Source organism: Ruixingdingia sedimenti (genome assembly GCF_031432425.1).
Lineage (GTDB): Bacteria > Pseudomonadota > Alphaproteobacteria > Rhodobacterales > Rhodobacteraceae > Ruixingdingia > Ruixingdingia sedimenti.
In genome coordinates, this window is the sequence record NZ_JAVKPH010000001.1 from 17,992 (window position 1) to 33,192 (window position 15,201).

Consider the following 15,201-nt stretch of genomic DNA (forward strand, 5'->3'; position numbering starts at 1 on the left):
CGGCGCCGGGTCAGATCGCCTCCAGCAGCGCCTCGCCGCCCGAGATTTCGCAGCCGCGGCCTTCCTCGACGTGCAGCACCTTCACCACGCCGTCCACCGCATACATCGCATAGCGGGCAGAGCGCAGCGGCAGCCCGATCGCCGGGGCCTCGAAGGTCAGGCCGAGCGCCTTCGCCAGATCGGCGGAGCCGTCGGACAGCATGGCGATCCCGGCGGCACTCGCCCCCGTCGCCTCGCCCCAGGCCTTCATCACGAAGGGGTCGTTGACGGCGACGCAGATCACCTCGTCCACGCCCTTGGCGTCGAAGCCCGCCTTGGTGCGGATGAACGAGGGCACATGCGCCGAATGGCAGGTGGGGGTGAAGGCGCCGGGCACGGCGAAGATCACGACCTTGCGCCCCTTGGTCAGGGCGCTGACCGGCACCCGTTCGGGACCGTTCGCCCCCATGCGGATCAGGTTCACTTCGGGCAGGCGGTCGCCAACGGAAATCGTCATGGAGGGTCCTCGCGCGTTGCGTTTCCAGCAGGAGGATTTATAGGCTCTGCCCCGAGGGACAACCAGAGGAAACGGGCATATGGGCGGAATCGTGGTGATCGGCGCGGGTCAGGCGGGGGCGGCGCTGGCGGCCAGGCTGCGGGCCCTGAAATACGCGGGCCCGGTGACGCTGATCGGGGCCGAACCCGCCGCCCCCTACCAGCGCCCGCCGCTGTCCAAGGCCTATCTTCTGGGCGAGACGGATCTGGACCGCCTGCTGCTGCGCAATGCCGATTTCTGGGACGCGCAGAATATCGACCTGCGCCCGAACGCCGAAGTGACGGGGATCGACCGGGCGGCGAAATGCGTGGTTCTGGGGGGCGAACGCATTCCCTATGACCAGCTGGCCCTGACCACGGGGGCGGTGGTGCGCCGCCTGCCGCCCGCGATCGGCGGCGATCTGGCGGGCATCCACTACATGCGCACGCTGGCCGATGCCGACCGGCTGGCGCCCGAACTGGTCGCCGGGCGGCGGGTGCTGATCGTCGGCGGCGGCTATATCGGGCTGGAGGCCGCGGCGGTGGCGGCCAAGCGGGGGTTGCAGGTCACGCTGGTCGAGGCCGCGCCGCGCATCCTGCAACGGGTCGCGGCGCCCGAAACCTCGGACTGGTTCCGCGCGCTGCATCTGGCGCATGGGGTGCGGATCGTCGAGGGCGTGGGGCTCGACCGGCTGGTGGGCACCGGGCATGTCAGCGGCGCGGTGCTGGCCAATGGCGAGGAGATCGCGGTCGATTTCGTCATCGCGGGCGTCGGCATCCTGCCCGACACCGGGCTGGCAGAGGCCGCGGGGCTGGCGCTGGACAACGGCATCCGCGTGGACGGACAGGGCCGCACCTCGGACCCCGCGATCTGGGCGGCGGGGGATTGCGCGTCCTTTCCCTATGCGGGCGGGCGGATCCGGCTGGAAAGCGTGCAGAACGCCATCGACCAGGCGGAATGCGTGGCGGCGAACATGTTGGGCGCGGGCAAGGACTACCTGCCCTATCCGTGGTTCTGGTCGGACCAGTACGATGTGAAGTTGCAGATCGCGGGGCTCAACACCGGCTACGACCGGGTGGTGGTGCGCGACGAGGGGGCGGCGCGGGCGCACTGGTATTACCGCGCGGGCCGGCTGATCGCGGTCGATGCGATGAACGACCCGCGCGCCTTCATGGTGGCCAAGCGCCTGCTGGCCGCCGGGCGCAGCGCCGATCCGGCGAAGGTCGCGGACCCGGCGGTCGAGTTGAAGACGCTGCTGGCCTAGGCGATGCGCATCATCGCGGGCACCCATCGCGGGCTGCAACTGGCCGATGTCGGCAAGGGCGATCCGGCGGCGCATCTGCGCCCGACCTCGGACAGGGTGCGCGAGGCGATTTTCAACCTGCTGGTGAACGGCGGCTATGGCGACCCGGTGACGGGCGCGCGGGTGCTGGATCTGTTCGCGGGCACCGGCGCGCTCGGGCTCGAGGCGCTGAGCCGCGGCGCGGCGCGGGTGGCCTTCGTCGATGACGGCGCGGCGGCGCGGGCGCTGCTGCGCGGCAATGTCGAGCGGATGCGAGCGATGGGCGCGACCGACATCTGGCGGCGCGACGCCACGCGGTTGGGCGAAAACCGCGGCGCGCCCTATGGGCTGGTGTTCCTCGACCCGCCCTATGGCAAGGGGCTGGGGGAACGCGCGCTGGCCTCTGCCGTCGCGGGCGGCTGGCTCGCCCCCGGTGCGCTGGTGGTCTGGGAAGAAAGCGCGCCGCAGCCGGCCCCGGAGGGTTTTGCCCCCCGCGATCAGCGGCGGTATGGCGACACCTGGGTGACGGTGCTGGAATACACGCCATCGTAGGACGGGTGCGGGGCGGGCGCTGGCCGGGGGCTTGGGGCCCCGGCCGGGGCAACTCCGACCGCAGGACGTGGCGAAGGCACGCGCCTTCGCCAGCCAGAGTGACGGAAATGAATGCCGATCCTACCCCCAGGTGGGGTGAAACTTACCCGCAGGCGACAGGGTGAAGATCTCCACCCCCGTCGCGGTCACGCCCACGGAATGCTCGTACTGCGCCGACAGCGACTTGTCGCGCGTCACGGCGGTCCAGTCGTCCGCCAGCACCTTGGTTTCCGGCCGGCCCAGGTTCACCATCGGCTCGATGGTGAAGAACATCCCTTCCTCCAGCACCGGCCCCGTTCCCGGGCGGCCGTAGTGGAGCACGTTCGGCGGCGCGTGGAACACCCGGCCCAGGCCATGGCCGCAGAAATCGCGCACCACCGACATGCGGTGCGATTCCACATAGGCCTGGATCGCATGGCCGATGTCGCCGAAGGTATTGCCGGGCCGCACCGCCTCGATCCCCTTCATCAGCGCGTCATGCGTCACCTGGCACAGCCGTTCGGCCTTGCGCGGAATGGCGCCGGCCACATACATGCGGCTCGTGTCGCCGTACCAGCCATCCACGATCACCGTCACGTCGATGTTGAGGATGTCGCCATCCTTCAGCACCTTGGCCCCCGGGATGCCGTGGCAGACGACATGGTTCACGCTGATGCAGCTGGCGTGCTGATAGCCCTTGTAGCCGATGGTGGCCGAGATCACCCCGCGGCGGGTGACTTCATCGGTGATGAAGGCGTCCAGCGCCTCGGTCGTCACCCCGGGGCGGACCAGCGGGGCCACGGCGTCGAGGATTTCCGCCGCGACCTGCCCGGCCGCGTGCATTCCGGCGAAATCCGCCGGTTCGTGAATCCTGATCCCGTCCCGGGTCATGCGGCCGCGCTTGTCGTCCACTGGCGTCTCCGTCATCAATCCCGCCCTGATTAGCCATGAATCACCGAAAAGACCAGAGCCCGGGCACCGCCGCGGGGTTTGAAAGCCGCCGCCGGGGGGCCTATACCGGATCCGAGCGCAGCCGAAGGACCCCCGCGATGACGAACCCCACCGCCGCCATGCTGGTGATCGGAGACGAGATCCTCTCGGGCCGTACCCAGGACAGCAACACCCATTACCTGGCCGGCGAACTGACGCGCCACGGCATCCGCCTGATGGAGGCGCGAGTGGTCGCCGACGACCGGGCGGCCATCGTCGAGGCGCTGAACGCGCTGCGCGCAAGGTGGGACCATGTGTTCACCTCGGGCGGGATCGGGCCCACGCATGACGACATCACCGCCGATGCCGTGGCCGCGGCCTTCGGCGCGCCGATCGGCATCCGCGAGGACGCGCGCGCGCTGCTGGCGGCGCATTACGACCGCTCGGGGCTGGACTTCAACGCCGCCCGCCAGCGCATGGCGCGCATCCCCGAGGGCGCCGCGCTGATCGAGAACCCGATTTCCACCGCGCCGGGCTTCACGCTCGGCAATGTCCATGTGCTGGCCGGCGTGCCCGACATCTTCCGCGCCATGGTCGCCTCGGTCCTGCCGCAGCTGACGGGGGGCCCACCGCTGCTGAGCCAGAACCTGCGGGTGGACCGGGGCGAGGGCGAGGTCGCAGCCGCCTTCGGCGCGCTGGCGGCGGATTTTCCCGACCTGTCGATGGGGTCGTACCCCTTCATCCGCGCGGGGGCGCATGGCACCAATCTGGTGATCCGCGGCACCGATCCGGCGCGGGTGGAACAGGCGATGGCCCGCCTCGTGGCGCTGTTCGGATGAGCGCCGCAATGGCCCGCCCCGATGCCGCCGCCCTGCTGGCCGCGATGGAGCCCACCTGGCCCGCCGCCGCCCGCCACCACATCGGCCCCTGGTTGCTGCGCGAGGCGCCGGGCGCCGGGCGCCGCGCCGGCTGCGCCACGGCCGAATGGCCGGTGACGCCCGCCGATCTGGCGGTGCTGGAGGACAAGGCCCGCGCCCTGGGGCAGGATCCGCTGGTGATGATCCGCCCGGGCGACGAGGCGCTGGATGCGGCCCTGGCGGATGCGGGCTGGCGCGTGGCGGATCCGGTGGTGCTGTATCTGGCCCCGGCGGCGGATCTGGCGGCGGGCGCGAAACCCTTCACCGCCTTTCCCATCTGGCCGCCGCTGGCGATCCAGGAAGATTTCTGGCAGGCCACCGGCATCGGCCCCGAACGCCGCGCGGTGATGGCCCGGGCGGTCCAGCCCAAGGCGGCGCTGCTGGCGCGCAACGTGGACCGGCCGGGCGGGGTGGCGTTCGTCGCGGTGTCGGGCGGCATCGGCTTCGTGCATGCGCTGGCGGTGTTGCCGGCACAGCGTCGGCAGGGTTCCGCCTACCACATGATGCTGCACGCCGCCGTCTTTGCACAAGCGCATGGGGCGGACTGGCTGGCCCTTGCGGTGACGGCGGCGAATGCGCCGGCGCGGAACCTCTATGCTTCCCTGAAGATGGAAGTTGTGGGACAGTATCACTACCGTATCAAGTGAGCCCGAAGAGGCCGAGCAGTGACGACAGCGCGCGACGCATTCCCCCGGCAGACCGGCAGGGCCGCTGCGGCCTTGGCCCTGTGCCTTGGCCTGGGATTGCCGCTGGCCGCCCCGCCCGCGCGGGCACAGGCGCTGGACCTGACCTTTCCCGGACCCGCCGAAACCGTCGCCGAACGCAACGAGGCGCTGGCGAGCTATGCGCTGCCCATCGGCCCCTGGGCCGACGGCACGATGCTGACCCGGGTGACCGAAGGCACGCTGCACCAGACCGCCTGGCGGATCGCGCGGCCCGGCCTGACCAGCCTCGAAATCATGGCGCCCCTGCGCGCGGCGCTGGCGGCGGCGGGGTTCCGCACGCTTTACGAATGCGACACGCTGGCCTGCGGCGGGTTCGACTTCCGCTATTCCACCCGCGTGCTGCCGGAACCGGACATGCATGTGGACCTGGGCGATTTCCGCTTTGTCGCCGCCGAACGCGGCAGCGGGGCGGGGGCGGAACATGTCAGCCTGCTGGTCAGCCGGTCGAGCGCGGCGGGCTTCGTCCAGATGATCCGCGTCGGCCCGCAGGCGGCGGCGCAGTTGAACACCTCGACCAAGGCGCAGGGCGAAGCCGTGGCCCTTGCCGCCCCCCCTGCCCTGCCGGCCGGCGGCCTTGCGGCGCAACTGACCGCGGGCCGCGCGGTGCTGGAGGGGTTGAGCTTCGCCAGCGGCGCGGCCGACCTCGCCCCGGGCGACCATGCCGCGCTGGCGGAACTCGCCGCCTGGCTGGCCGCGAACCCGGACCAGGGGGTGACGCTGGTGGGCCATACCGATGCCTCGGGCAGCCTGGAGGCCAATGTGGCGATCTCGCGCCGGCGGGCCGAGGCGGTGCGCCAGACCCTGATCACCGCCCACGGCATCGCCCCCGCCCGCATCGGTGCCGAGGGCGCGGGCTACCTCGCCCCGCGCGCGACGAACGACACCGAGGCGGGCCGCGCGCTGAACCGCCGCGTCGAGGCGATCCCGACCCGTTGAGGACCGGATGCCGGGCAAGCCGCGGCCTGCATGGGATCTTCACGCCCGGCGGCATTGCGGATGGAAAGGGCAGCGGCCTCCGGCGGGGATATTTGCGGACAGAAAATGAACAGGGCGGATCTTGGTGCATCCCTGTTCATTTTCTGTCCCTAAATATCCCGGGGGCGCCGGCTGGGGCGCCACTGGTTCGAGAACCAGCCTGCGCGGGGCTGGCCCCCGGCGCTGTCCTCACCACGGGCCAAACGAAAAAGGGCCGGGGCGCGCGCGCGTGTCGCGGCCCCGGCCCAGTGATGGCGGACGCCCCCGGCCTACCAGGCGTCCGGCCCCTTGTCGGAATAGTGGCGCACCAGGAAATCGATGAAGGCGCGCACCTTGGGCTGGGTGAACCGGCCCGGCGGATAGACCGCGTAGATCCCCAGCAGTTCCACCGGCAGGCCCGGGATCGCCTCTTCCACCAGCCCCTGGCGCATCGCATCGGCATAGAGGAACGAGGGCAGATAGGCGATGCCGAGGCCCGAAATCGCGGCATGCAGCAGCGACTGGCCATCGTTCACCGTCAGCCAGCCGTTCGAGCGCACCTGCCGCTTTTCGCCCGATGGCGCGGTGATCTTCCACACATTGCCGTTGGCCTGGCTGGAATAATGCAAGAGCTTGTGATCGTTCAGGTCGTCGATCTTCTGCGGCCGGCCGAATTTCTGGAAATAGCCCGGCGCGCCGATCATCCGCTTGGAGGTATCGCAGAGCTTGCGCGCGCGCAGCGTGCTGTCCTCCAGTTCGCCCACCCGGATCGCCATGTCGAAGCCTTCCGAGATCAGTTCGACATAGCGGTTGTTCAGCACCATGTTGACGGTGATATCGGGATATTCCAGCAGGAACCCCCCCAGGATCGGCGACAGGTGATTCACCCCAAAATCCGTCGCCACCGAGATCCGCAACAGCCCCGAGGGCGCCGATTGCATCGAGGTCACCAGCGCGTCGGCCTCGCCCGCGTCGTTCAGCACCCGGCGGGCGCGGTCGTAGTAGGCCAGGCCGATTTCGGTGGGCGACACCCGCCGCGTCGTGCGGTTGAGCAGCCTTGCGCCAAGACGGGCCTCGAGCGCCGAGACATGTTTCGACACCGCCGACTTGGAAATGCCCATCTTCTTGGCCGCATCGGTGAATCCGCCCTGATCCACCACGGTGGCGAAGGCTTCCATTTCAGTCAGTCGGTCCATTGTCATCCCCATGCGGAAAGTCCGGGTCACAGGGAAGGTATTGCCCATGAATTCGGGCAGGATTGCGGAAGGGCTGCGTCAAGTCCGGGGTATTGAGGCCGGATCGTCACCGGGGCGGAAACGGCGGGGGGATGTTGCACCGCGGTTGGGGCCGGGCGGGATCAGGAAACGCACCGCGTTTCCCCCGCCCGTTCGCGCGGCAGGGCCGCTAGAGACGGTGATGCCGGGAATACTGGAAAGGCCAGCGCCTGCCCCGGCGGGCGAGTAGCGCCCGCCATGGACGGGGCGGGCGCTGGCCGGGGGCTTGGGGCCCCCGGCCGGGACAACCCCACCGGCAGGACATGGCGAAGGCACGCGCCTTCGCCAGACAGATGGCAAGGCCGAACCCAGATCCATCCTCGGCCTGTTTTACCCCATCGTGTCGAGGCAATGACGGCGGAAGGCGCGCTTGAGCATGTCGAGTTCGGCGCGCAGCAGGTCCACTTCCGCCCGGATGTCCTGTTCCAGCGCGGTGCCGGCCAGCACGGCGAAACTCGCCAGCGTCTCGCCCGTGCCCGCGTGGCGGATGAGGAAGGTCTGCACCCCGTCGGAAATCGCCTCCGCCGGGATCGGCACGCGCAGCGCCCATTGGCCGGGGCGATCGGACAGCGTGGTGACGGTGGCGCCGCCCACCGGGCGCTCCATGTGCATCACCTCGATCGCGGGGGCGGCGCTGCCCGGGGCGGCGGCAAGGATGCCCTCCCACACGCCGGCGCGCAGGCGGACGGGGGTCAGGGTGATGTCGGGCGTGGTCTGGCTGGTCATCGGGCCCCCTTACAATTCGGCGCGCGGGCGGCGGCTGAGCGTCACGTCGCGCAGCACGATCTGGTTCATTTCCGGCCCCTCGAAGATCAGGTCGATCCATGCCCGCTCGATCCGCTTTTCGTTGACGCGGGTATAGGCGAGGTCGAATTCGACCGACACGTCCTCGGTGTTCAGCGGCAGTTCGCGCACCACCTGTTCCACGTTGGGCCCGTGCTTGATGTTCAGCCGGGCAAAGATTTCCAGCGGCTTTTCCATCTCGACGATGGTCTGCACCCGGATCAGATGGCGCAGGCGCAGCCCCTGCATCGCGGTTTCCGGCAGGTCGAGCACCAGCGACAGGAAGCTGCCGTCGAAGCGGAACACGTCGAGCCGCAGCCCGAAGGGGGCAAGGTCCTTGTCGCGGGTGTTGCGGATCTGGCGGGCGGTGATTTCCGACTGGCGGCAGTCGTGAAAGACGGTCGCGCCCTCGCCCAGTTCGGTGCGGTTTTCCAGCGCGGCGACGCCCGGCCGGGCGATGGGGCCGCGCCACAGATCGGGCCGCCATGTCCAGTCCGATCCGGGGGGATGGCGAATCGGGTTCGCCCCGATCACCGGCAGCGCCAGCCGCCCCTCGGCCAGATGCAGCACGCTGTCCAGCGGGCGGCGCAGCTGGCGCGCCTGGGTCCGCAGATGGCGCAGGGTTTCCAGATCCTGTCCGCCGGCGCCCTCGGCCAGCCGGCGCCAGCGGCGCAGCGCCGCCCGCTGGACCATCCTGTCGAACATGCCACCGATCCCGCCTGCCATCCCGTCACCCGCATTCCGGGCCAGCACAGGGCCCGCCGCCAAGAAAGATCGTTTCCGTTATCGCGTCAATGAGGATAACCGATTTCCATTGTCCCGCATGATCTTGCCCCCCGATCCTGCGGCTATTCCGGCGCCGCCGCAACCGGCCGGGCCCGGTTTTCCGCCTGCACCGCCGCCACGAAATCGCGCAGGATCGCAAAGCCCGCCTCGCGGTCCAGGGCCGCGGCGGCGGGGGCATAGACCGAAAGCGTCACCACATGCCCGCCCAGATCGAGGATCGCCCGCCAGTAGCCGGGCGCGACCGCCCCGCCGGGAAAGGGCGCGCGGTCCGACAGATGCAGCGAGAACGCGCCCTTGCTGCGCCGCGCCTCGTGCACCATCACGGTTTCGGGCTTTCCGGCGCGGCTCAGCGCCGCCAGCCCCTCGCGGCTGGTGAACCAGGCGACCAGCACCTCGGTCGCGGCATCCAGCGGCAGGCCGAGGCCCCCCGGCGTCACCGCCGCGGTCAGGATCGCGCGGTCCCGCGGCGCGGCGCCGCCCGGGGCCAGCGAATCGCAACCCGCCAGCACCGCCATCGTCGCCCCGCGCACCGCCCCGGGATCGGCGCAGTACCCGCGCGGGCCGCGGATGACCACCTCGCCGCCGGCCAGCGCGATGCGGGCGGGGGCGGCACCTTCCGCCCCCGCCCCGCCCGGCGCCAGCGCCATCAGCGCCAGCGCGAGGGCCGCGCGCCTATTGGTCCATATAGACATGCGTTTCTTTTTGCGCGCCCGGATGCGTCACCGCACCATAGCGGGCCGACCCCACCAGCTGCGCATATTTCCACAACGCGCCGGCGTTGTAGTCGGTCCGGCGCGCGCCCTTCCAGCCGGCCTTGCGCTGCGCCAGTTCCTCGTCGCTCAGCGCCACCGACAACTCGCCCGTCAGCGCGTTGAGCGTGATCATGTCGCCGTCGCGCAGCAGCGCGATCGGCCCGCCATGCGCGGATTCGGGGCCCACATGCCCGACGCAGAACCCCCGCGTCGCGCCCGAGAAACGGCCGTCGGTGATCAGCGCCACCTTCTTGCCCATGCCCTGCCCCGACAGCGCCGCGGTGGTCGACAGCATCTCGCGCATGCCGGGGCCGCCCGCGGGGCCCTCGTTGCGGATGACCAGCACGTCGCCTTCCTTGTAGTCGCGCCGCTGCACCGCCTCAAACGCCTCTTCCTCGCATTCGAAGACGCGGGCGGGGCCGGTGAAGACCTGCTCGGCCTCGGACATGCCCGCGACCTTGACGATGGCGCCATCGGGGGCGAGGTTGCCCTTCAGGCCAACCACGCCGCCGGTTTTCGAGATCGGCTTGTCGATGAAATGGATCACCTTGCCGTCCGGGTCATGGGTGATGCGGCCAAGGGCCTCGCCCAGTTCCTCGCCCGAGGCGGTGAGGCAGTCGAGGTGCAAAAGCCCCGCGCGCGCCAGTTCCTTCATGACGACCGGCACGCCGCCGGCCTCGTGCAGGTCCTTGGCCACATATTCGCCGCCCGGGCGCAGGTTCACGAAATAGGGCGTGTCGCGGAAGATGTCGCAGACGTCGAACAGGTCGAACTCGATCCCCGCCTCATGCGCGATGGCCGGCAGGTGCAGCCCGCCGTTGGTGGACCCGCCGGTGCAGGCCACGACGCGGGCAGCGTTTTCCAGCGCCTTGCGCGTCACCACGTCGCGGGCGCGGATGTTCTTCTCGATCAGCGTCATCACCGCCTGACCGGAAAAATCGCCGTACTGGTCGCGCGATTCGTAAGGCGCCGGCGCGCCCGAGGAATTCAGCAGCGCCAGCCCGATCGCCTCGGACACGCAGGCCATGGTGTTCGCCGTGTACTGCCCGCCGCAGGCCCCGGCCGAGGGGCAGGCGACACGTTCGAGGATCTGCAGTTCCGCATCCGACATCGTGCCCGCGGCATGCTTGCCCACCGCCTCGAACACGTCCTGGACCACCACGTCCTTGCCGTTGAGCTTGCCCGGCAGGATCGAGCCGCCATAGACGAAGACCGAGGGCACGTTGAGCCGCACCATCGCCATCATCATCCCCGGCAGCGACTTGTCGCAGCCCGCAAGGCCCACCAGCGCGTCATAGCAATGCCCGCGCATGGTCAGTTCCACCGTGTCGGCGATGGCGTCGCGCGACGCGAGGCTGGACCGCATGCCCTCGTGCCCCATGGCGATGCCGTCGGTCACGGTGATGGTGGTGAATTCGCGCGGCGTGCCGCCGCCCTTCTTCACGCCCATCTTCACTGCCTGCGCCTGCCGGTTCAGCGCGATGTTGCAGGGTGCTGCCTCGTTCCAGCAGGTGGCGACGCCGACCCAGGGCTGGTGGATTTCCTCTTCGGAAATGCCCATCGCGTAGAAATAGCTGCGATGCGGCGCACGGGACGGACCCTCGGTCACATGACGGCTGGGAAGTTTCGACTTGTCGAAACGGCTGTTCTTCATGGCGGTCCTCCCGGAACGTGTGGCTGGCAACGGTCTAGAAGAGGCAGGCGGGGTTCACAAGATGGTTGCGCATCGGCGATGCCCCGGCGGCATTGCCCGTGGCACGGGCGGCGCCGGGGGCCAGCCCCGCGCAGGCTGGTTCTCGAACCAGTGGCGCACCAGCCGGCGCCCCCGGGATATTTAGAGACAGAAAGTGAACAGGCGGGCCACTTACCTTCTTCACTTTCTGTCCATAAATATCCCACGGGGGTGCGGGGGTGTGAAACCCCCGCCGCCGACCTTTCCACCGGCGCAACCGCCGGGCAAAGGCTCCGGGAAACCCAAGCCGCGGCGTTTCCGTAAGGTCAGGCCCTGCCAAGGCTGTTGACGCAACCGCCCCCGGCGGAAGATGCTGGGATCGTTGCGGCTTATGCCTGCGCGGCTGCGCGCGGGGCCGCGGCAGGGGCCGGGACCCGTCGCCAGAACGCGGCCCGCCCGCAGGGGAGGTTGGATTGGAAGTGCTTCAGCTTCTGGTCAGCGGTCTTGCGAACGGCTGTGTCTACGGCCTTGTCGCGCTTGGCTTCGTGCTGATCTACAAGGCGACCGAGGCGGTGAACTTCGCCCAGGGCGATTTCATGATGCTGGGGGCCTTCGTCACGCTCGGCCTCGTCAATCCGGGATATATGGGGTTGCCGTTCTGGGTGGCGCTGCCGCTGGTGTTCCTGATCATGGGGGCGCTCGGCTATCTGCTCGACCTCGTGGTCCTGCGCGCGATCTTCGGGCAGAGCCAGACGGCGGTGATCATCCTGACCATCGCGCTCGGCTTCGTGATCCGCTTCGCCGCCGGCGCGATCTGGGGGCATGAGCCGCAGTCGCTGCATTCGCCGCTGGCCTTGGGCGAGGTCCGGGTGGGTGGCGTGGTGCTGGGGCTGGTGGATGTGGCGGTGATCGTGGTGACGATCCTGCTGACGCTGCTGCTATGGCAGTTCTTCGCCCGCACGCGGGTGGGGCTGGCGATGCAGGCGGCCAGCCAGAACCAGATGGCGGCCTATTACATGGGCATCCCGGTGCGGCGCGTGCAGGGGCTGGTCTGGGCACTGGCCGGGATCGTCGCGGCGGTGGCGGGGATTCTTTATGCCTCGAAGGGCGCGATCGATCCGAACGCGGGCTTCATCGGCATCAAGGCCTTCGCCGCCGCCGTCATCGGCGGTTTCGGCAGCCTGCCGGGCGCGCTGATGGGCGGGCTGATCGTGGGGGTGATCGAGCCTTTCGCCGCCCGCTACCTGCCCCCCGGCTGGTCGCAGATCGCGCCCTATGCGCTGCTGCTGGCGGTGCTGCTGTTCCGCCCGCATGGTCTGTTCGCGCAGGTGCGCGCCAAGAAGGTCTGAGGCATGCGGTTCCACTTCAAGACCAGCTACGACCACGACATCCGGCTTTTCCCCGACGGCTGGACGGCAGCGAAATACGGCGCGCTGCTGCTGCTGGCCATCGCGCTGCCGTTCCTGATCGACGATTTCTTTCTGGGCGAGGCGACGAACGTCCTGATCTGGGCGGTCGCGGGGCTCGGCCTGATGCTGCTGACGGGGCAGACCGGGCAGGTGAGCCTTGGCCATTCCGCCTTCATGGCGCTCGGCTGTTATGTCTGCGCGATCCTGATGCAGGCGGGGGTGCCTTTCGTGCCGGCCTTCGTGCTGGCGGGCGTCGTCACCGGGGTGGTGGGGGCGCTGATCGCCATTCCGGCGCTGCGGCTGCACGGGGTGTATCTGGCCATCGCAACGCTGGCGCTGGCGATCCTGGCCGATGACATCATCGTGCTGCTGGCGCGCTGGACGGGGGGCGTGAACGGCATGTATGCCCCGCCGATCACCATCCTGGGGTATGAGTTCAACCGCTGGACCGCGCCCGCCGCATGGTACTGGATGGTGCTGGCGGTGGCGGTGCTGGTGGTGCTGCTTTACCGCAACATCCTGCGCGCGCCGATGGGCCGCGCCTTCGCCGCCGTGCGCGACAGCGAGATTTCGGCGCAGGCGATGGGGGTGGACGTGGCGCGCACCAAGGCGCTGGCCTTCGGGCTGTCCTGCGCCATCACCGGGCTCGGGGGGGCGCTGACGGGGCTGTTCGCGGGCGCCTTCAACAACGAGACCTTCAGCTTCATCCTTGCGATCCAGCTGGTGATGATGATCGTCGTGGGGGGCCTCGGCTTCATCCAGGGGGCGTTTCTGGGCGCCGCCGTCATCGCCTTTCTGCCGCAGCTTCTGTCGATGGCGACCGACCAGCTGGGCCGCGGCGTCGCCATCCCGGGGCTGGAGGCGGGGGTGTTCGGGGGTCTGCTGATCCTCTTCATCCTGTTCGAGCCGACGGGGCTCTGGGGCCGGTGGCTCAAGATCAAGGCGTGGTTCGACCTTTTCCCCTTCGCGCGCAAGGACATGTTCCGCCGCCAGAAAACCTATCTCAAGACAGAGAGGCTGCGGTGAGCCTGCTGGACATCGACCGGGTGACGTTGAAGTTCGGCGGGCTGACCGCAGTCAAGGACCTGTCCTTCGCGGTGGAGGAAGGGCAGGTGTTCGCGCTGGTCGGGCCGAACGGGGCGGGCAAGTCCACCGTGTTCAACCTGATCTCGCGGTTCTACACGCCGGCCGCGGGGGCGATCCGGTTCGCCGGGCAGGATCTGCTGCGCCTTCATCCCCATCAGGTTCCCGCGCGCGGCATCGCGCGGACGTTCCAGAATATCGAACTGTTCCATCAGGCCACGGTGTTGCAGAACCTGCTGGTCGGCCGCCACCGGCACCGGCGCGCGGGACTGGCGGCGCAGCTTCTGCATCTGCCGTCGATGCGGGCAGAGGAACGCGCGCACCGGCTGGCGGTGGAGGAGGTGATCGACTTCCTCGACCTGCAACCCTATCGCGACGCGCGCATCGCGGGCCTGCCCTATGGCGTGCGCAAGGTGGTGGAACTGGGGCGCGCGCTGGCGTCCAAACCGCGGATGCTGCTGCTGGATGAACCGGCATCCGGCCTGTCGGTCGAGGAAACGCAGAACATGCGCTGGTGGATCGACGACATCCGCCGCCAGATGGGCATCACCGTGCTGATGGTGGAACATGACATGGGGCTGGTCGGCAAGGTGTCGGACCGGGTGCTGGCGCTGGCCGATGGCGCGCGGCTGGCCGAGGGCACGCCGGCAGAGGTGCAGGCCCATCCGGCCGTCATCGCCGCCTATCTGGGCACCGGCCCCACCGCCAAGGCCGCCGCCCATATGGGGGACGTTGCAGCAGGAGGTGGGCCATGACCGCGCCCCTGCTGGAAATCCGCAATCTGGAAACCTTCTACGGCCCGATCACGGCCCTGCGCGGCGTCAGCCTGACCGTCGAGGCGGGCCGCGTCGTCACCGTTCTGGGCGCCAACGGGGCGGGCAAGACGACGCTGCTGAAAACCGTTTCCGGCATCATGGCCCCCGAAAAGGGCCAGATCCTGTTTCAGGGCCATGACATCGCGGGGTGGGAACCCCACCGCATCGTCCGCGCCGGGATCGTCCATGTCCCCGAGGGGCGCGAGGTCTTTCCCCTGCTGACGGTCGAGGAAAACCTGAGCCTCGGCGCCTATACCCGCCGCGACCGGGCGGAAATCGCCCGCGACCGGGATCTGGTGTTCAGCTATTTCCCCATCCTCGCCGACCGCCGCGGGCAAGAGGCGGGCACCCTTTCGGGCGGGCAGCAACAGATGCTGGCGATCGGGCGGGGGCTGATGGGGCGGCCCCGGCTGATGCTGCTGGATGAACCCAGCCTCGGCCTTTCGCCCCTGCTGACACAGGAAATCTTCGCCATCCTGCGGCGGCTCAACCGCGACGAGGGCGTGACGATGATGCTGGTCGAACAGAACGCCGCCGTGGCCCTGGATCTGGCCGATGACGGCTATGTGCTGGAACTGGGGCGCATCGTCATGCAGGGCAGCGCCGAACGGCTGGCGGCGTCCGAGGATATACAGAGCTTCTACCTCGGCCATGCCGCCACCGGCGCGCGCGGCGAACGGCGCTGGAAACGGCGCAAGACATGGAGGTGAGGGTGACACGCCACGCCATCATCCC

16 protein-coding genes are annotated in these 15,201 nt (G+C 69.5%); 9 read left to right on the forward strand and 7 right to left on the reverse strand.

Features of this window, described 5'->3' with window-relative positions:
- Positions 1-10: 10 nt before the first annotated feature.
- The gene (locus tag RGD00_RS00140; protein ID WP_310455027.1) at positions 11-496 is read right to left on the reverse strand and encodes a peroxiredoxin; all 486 of its coding nucleotides are present in this window, start codon (positions 494-496) and stop codon (positions 11-13) included.
- Between the two features lie 79 nt (positions 497-575).
- On the opposite strand from RGD00_RS00140, the gene RGD00_RS00145 reads away from it, so the two are divergent.
- The gene (locus RGD00_RS00145) at positions 576-1,778 is read left to right on the forward strand and encodes an NAD(P)/FAD-dependent oxidoreductase (RefSeq protein WP_310455028.1); all 1,203 of its coding nucleotides are present in this window, start codon (positions 576-578) and stop codon (positions 1,776-1,778) included.
- Positions 1,779-1,781: 3 nt separating this feature from the next.
- Positions 1,782-2,348 carry a 16S rRNA (guanine(966)-N(2))-methyltransferase RsmD gene (gene rsmD, locus RGD00_RS00150; protein ID WP_310455030.1) on the forward strand — a complete coding sequence of 189 codons (567 nt, stop codon included), beginning with the start codon at positions 1,782-1,784 and terminating at the stop codon, positions 2,346-2,348.
- A gap of 120 nt (positions 2,349-2,468) precedes the next feature.
- On the opposite strand, the gene map is transcribed toward rsmD, so the two are convergent.
- Positions 2,469-3,293, reverse strand: a complete 825-nt coding sequence (gene map / locus RGD00_RS00155) for a type I methionyl aminopeptidase (protein WP_310455031.1) — start codon at positions 3,291-3,293, stop codon at positions 2,469-2,471.
- Positions 3,294-3,415: 122 nt separating this feature from the next.
- Between map and RGD00_RS00160 the strand changes: the two genes are divergently transcribed.
- Genes RGD00_RS00160 through RGD00_RS00170 form a run of 3 tightly spaced genes read left to right on the forward strand, consistent with a single transcriptional unit; the run spans position 3,416 to position 5,874 of the window.
- Positions 3,416-4,135, forward strand: coding sequence for a competence/damage-inducible protein A (locus RGD00_RS00160; RefSeq protein ID WP_310455032.1), 720 nt, complete (start codon positions 3,416-3,418; stop codon positions 4,133-4,135).
- Positions 4,132-4,860 carry a GNAT family N-acetyltransferase gene (locus tag RGD00_RS00165; protein ID WP_310455033.1) on the forward strand — a complete coding sequence of 243 codons (729 nt, stop codon included), beginning with the start codon at positions 4,132-4,134 and terminating at the stop codon, positions 4,858-4,860. The genes RGD00_RS00160 and RGD00_RS00165 overlap by 4 nt, the downstream gene beginning before the upstream one ends.
- A gap of 18 nt (positions 4,861-4,878) precedes the next feature.
- Positions 4,879-5,874, forward strand: a complete 996-nt coding sequence (locus RGD00_RS00170) for an OmpA family protein (RefSeq protein WP_310455034.1) — start codon at positions 4,879-4,881, stop codon at positions 5,872-5,874.
- A 308-nt stretch (positions 5,875-6,182) separates the two neighbouring features.
- On the opposite strand, the gene RGD00_RS00175 is transcribed toward RGD00_RS00170, so the two are convergent.
- From RGD00_RS00175 to ilvD, 5 genes are all read right to left on the reverse strand, one after another.
- Positions 6,183-7,088, reverse strand: coding sequence for a LysR family transcriptional regulator (locus tag RGD00_RS00175; RefSeq protein WP_310455035.1), 906 nt, complete (start codon positions 7,086-7,088; stop codon positions 6,183-6,185).
- 408 nt (positions 7,089-7,496) lie between these two features.
- Positions 7,497-7,892, reverse strand: coding sequence for a hypothetical protein (locus RGD00_RS00180; protein WP_310455036.1), 396 nt, complete (start codon positions 7,890-7,892; stop codon positions 7,497-7,499).
- A gap of 9 nt (positions 7,893-7,901) precedes the next feature.
- On the reverse strand, positions 7,902-8,654 hold the full coding sequence (locus tag RGD00_RS00185; RefSeq protein WP_310455037.1) for a DUF6478 family protein: 753 nt from the start codon (positions 8,652-8,654) through the stop codon (positions 7,902-7,904).
- 143 nt (positions 8,655-8,797) lie between these two features.
- Positions 8,798-9,427: a hypothetical protein gene (locus RGD00_RS00190; RefSeq protein WP_310455038.1), complete on the reverse strand. Its 630-nt coding sequence runs from the start codon at positions 9,425-9,427 to the stop codon at positions 8,798-8,800.
- Positions 9,408-11,141, reverse strand: coding sequence for a dihydroxy-acid dehydratase (gene ilvD, locus RGD00_RS00195; protein WP_310455039.1), 1,734 nt, complete (start codon positions 11,139-11,141; stop codon positions 9,408-9,410). Before ilvD ends, RGD00_RS00190 begins: the two co-directional genes overlap by 20 nt.
- Positions 11,142-11,632: 491 nt before the next feature.
- On the opposite strand from ilvD, the gene RGD00_RS00200 reads away from it, so the two are divergent.
- The 4 genes from RGD00_RS00200 to RGD00_RS00215 are packed head-to-tail and all read left to right on the forward strand — an operon-like array spanning position 11,633 to position 15,176.
- Positions 11,633-12,508 carry a branched-chain amino acid ABC transporter permease gene (locus RGD00_RS00200; protein ID WP_310455040.1) on the forward strand — a complete coding sequence of 292 codons (876 nt, stop codon included), beginning with the start codon at positions 11,633-11,635 and terminating at the stop codon, positions 12,506-12,508.
- Between the two features lie 3 nt (positions 12,509-12,511).
- Complete coding sequence (locus RGD00_RS00205) at positions 12,512-13,594, forward strand: branched-chain amino acid ABC transporter permease (RefSeq protein WP_310455041.1); 1,083 nt, start codon at positions 12,512-12,514, stop codon at positions 13,592-13,594.
- Positions 13,591-14,406 (forward strand): ABC transporter ATP-binding protein, encoded by an 816-nt coding sequence (locus RGD00_RS00210; RefSeq protein ID WP_310455042.1) that lies wholly within the window; start codon positions 13,591-13,593, stop codon positions 14,404-14,406. Before RGD00_RS00205 ends, RGD00_RS00210 begins: the two co-directional genes overlap by 4 nt.
- Positions 14,403-15,176 carry an ABC transporter ATP-binding protein gene (locus tag RGD00_RS00215; protein WP_310455043.1) on the forward strand — a complete coding sequence of 258 codons (774 nt, stop codon included), beginning with the start codon at positions 14,403-14,405 and terminating at the stop codon, positions 15,174-15,176. The genes RGD00_RS00210 and RGD00_RS00215 overlap by 4 nt, the downstream gene beginning before the upstream one ends.
- The last annotated feature ends 25 nt before the right edge of the window (positions 15,177-15,201 follow it).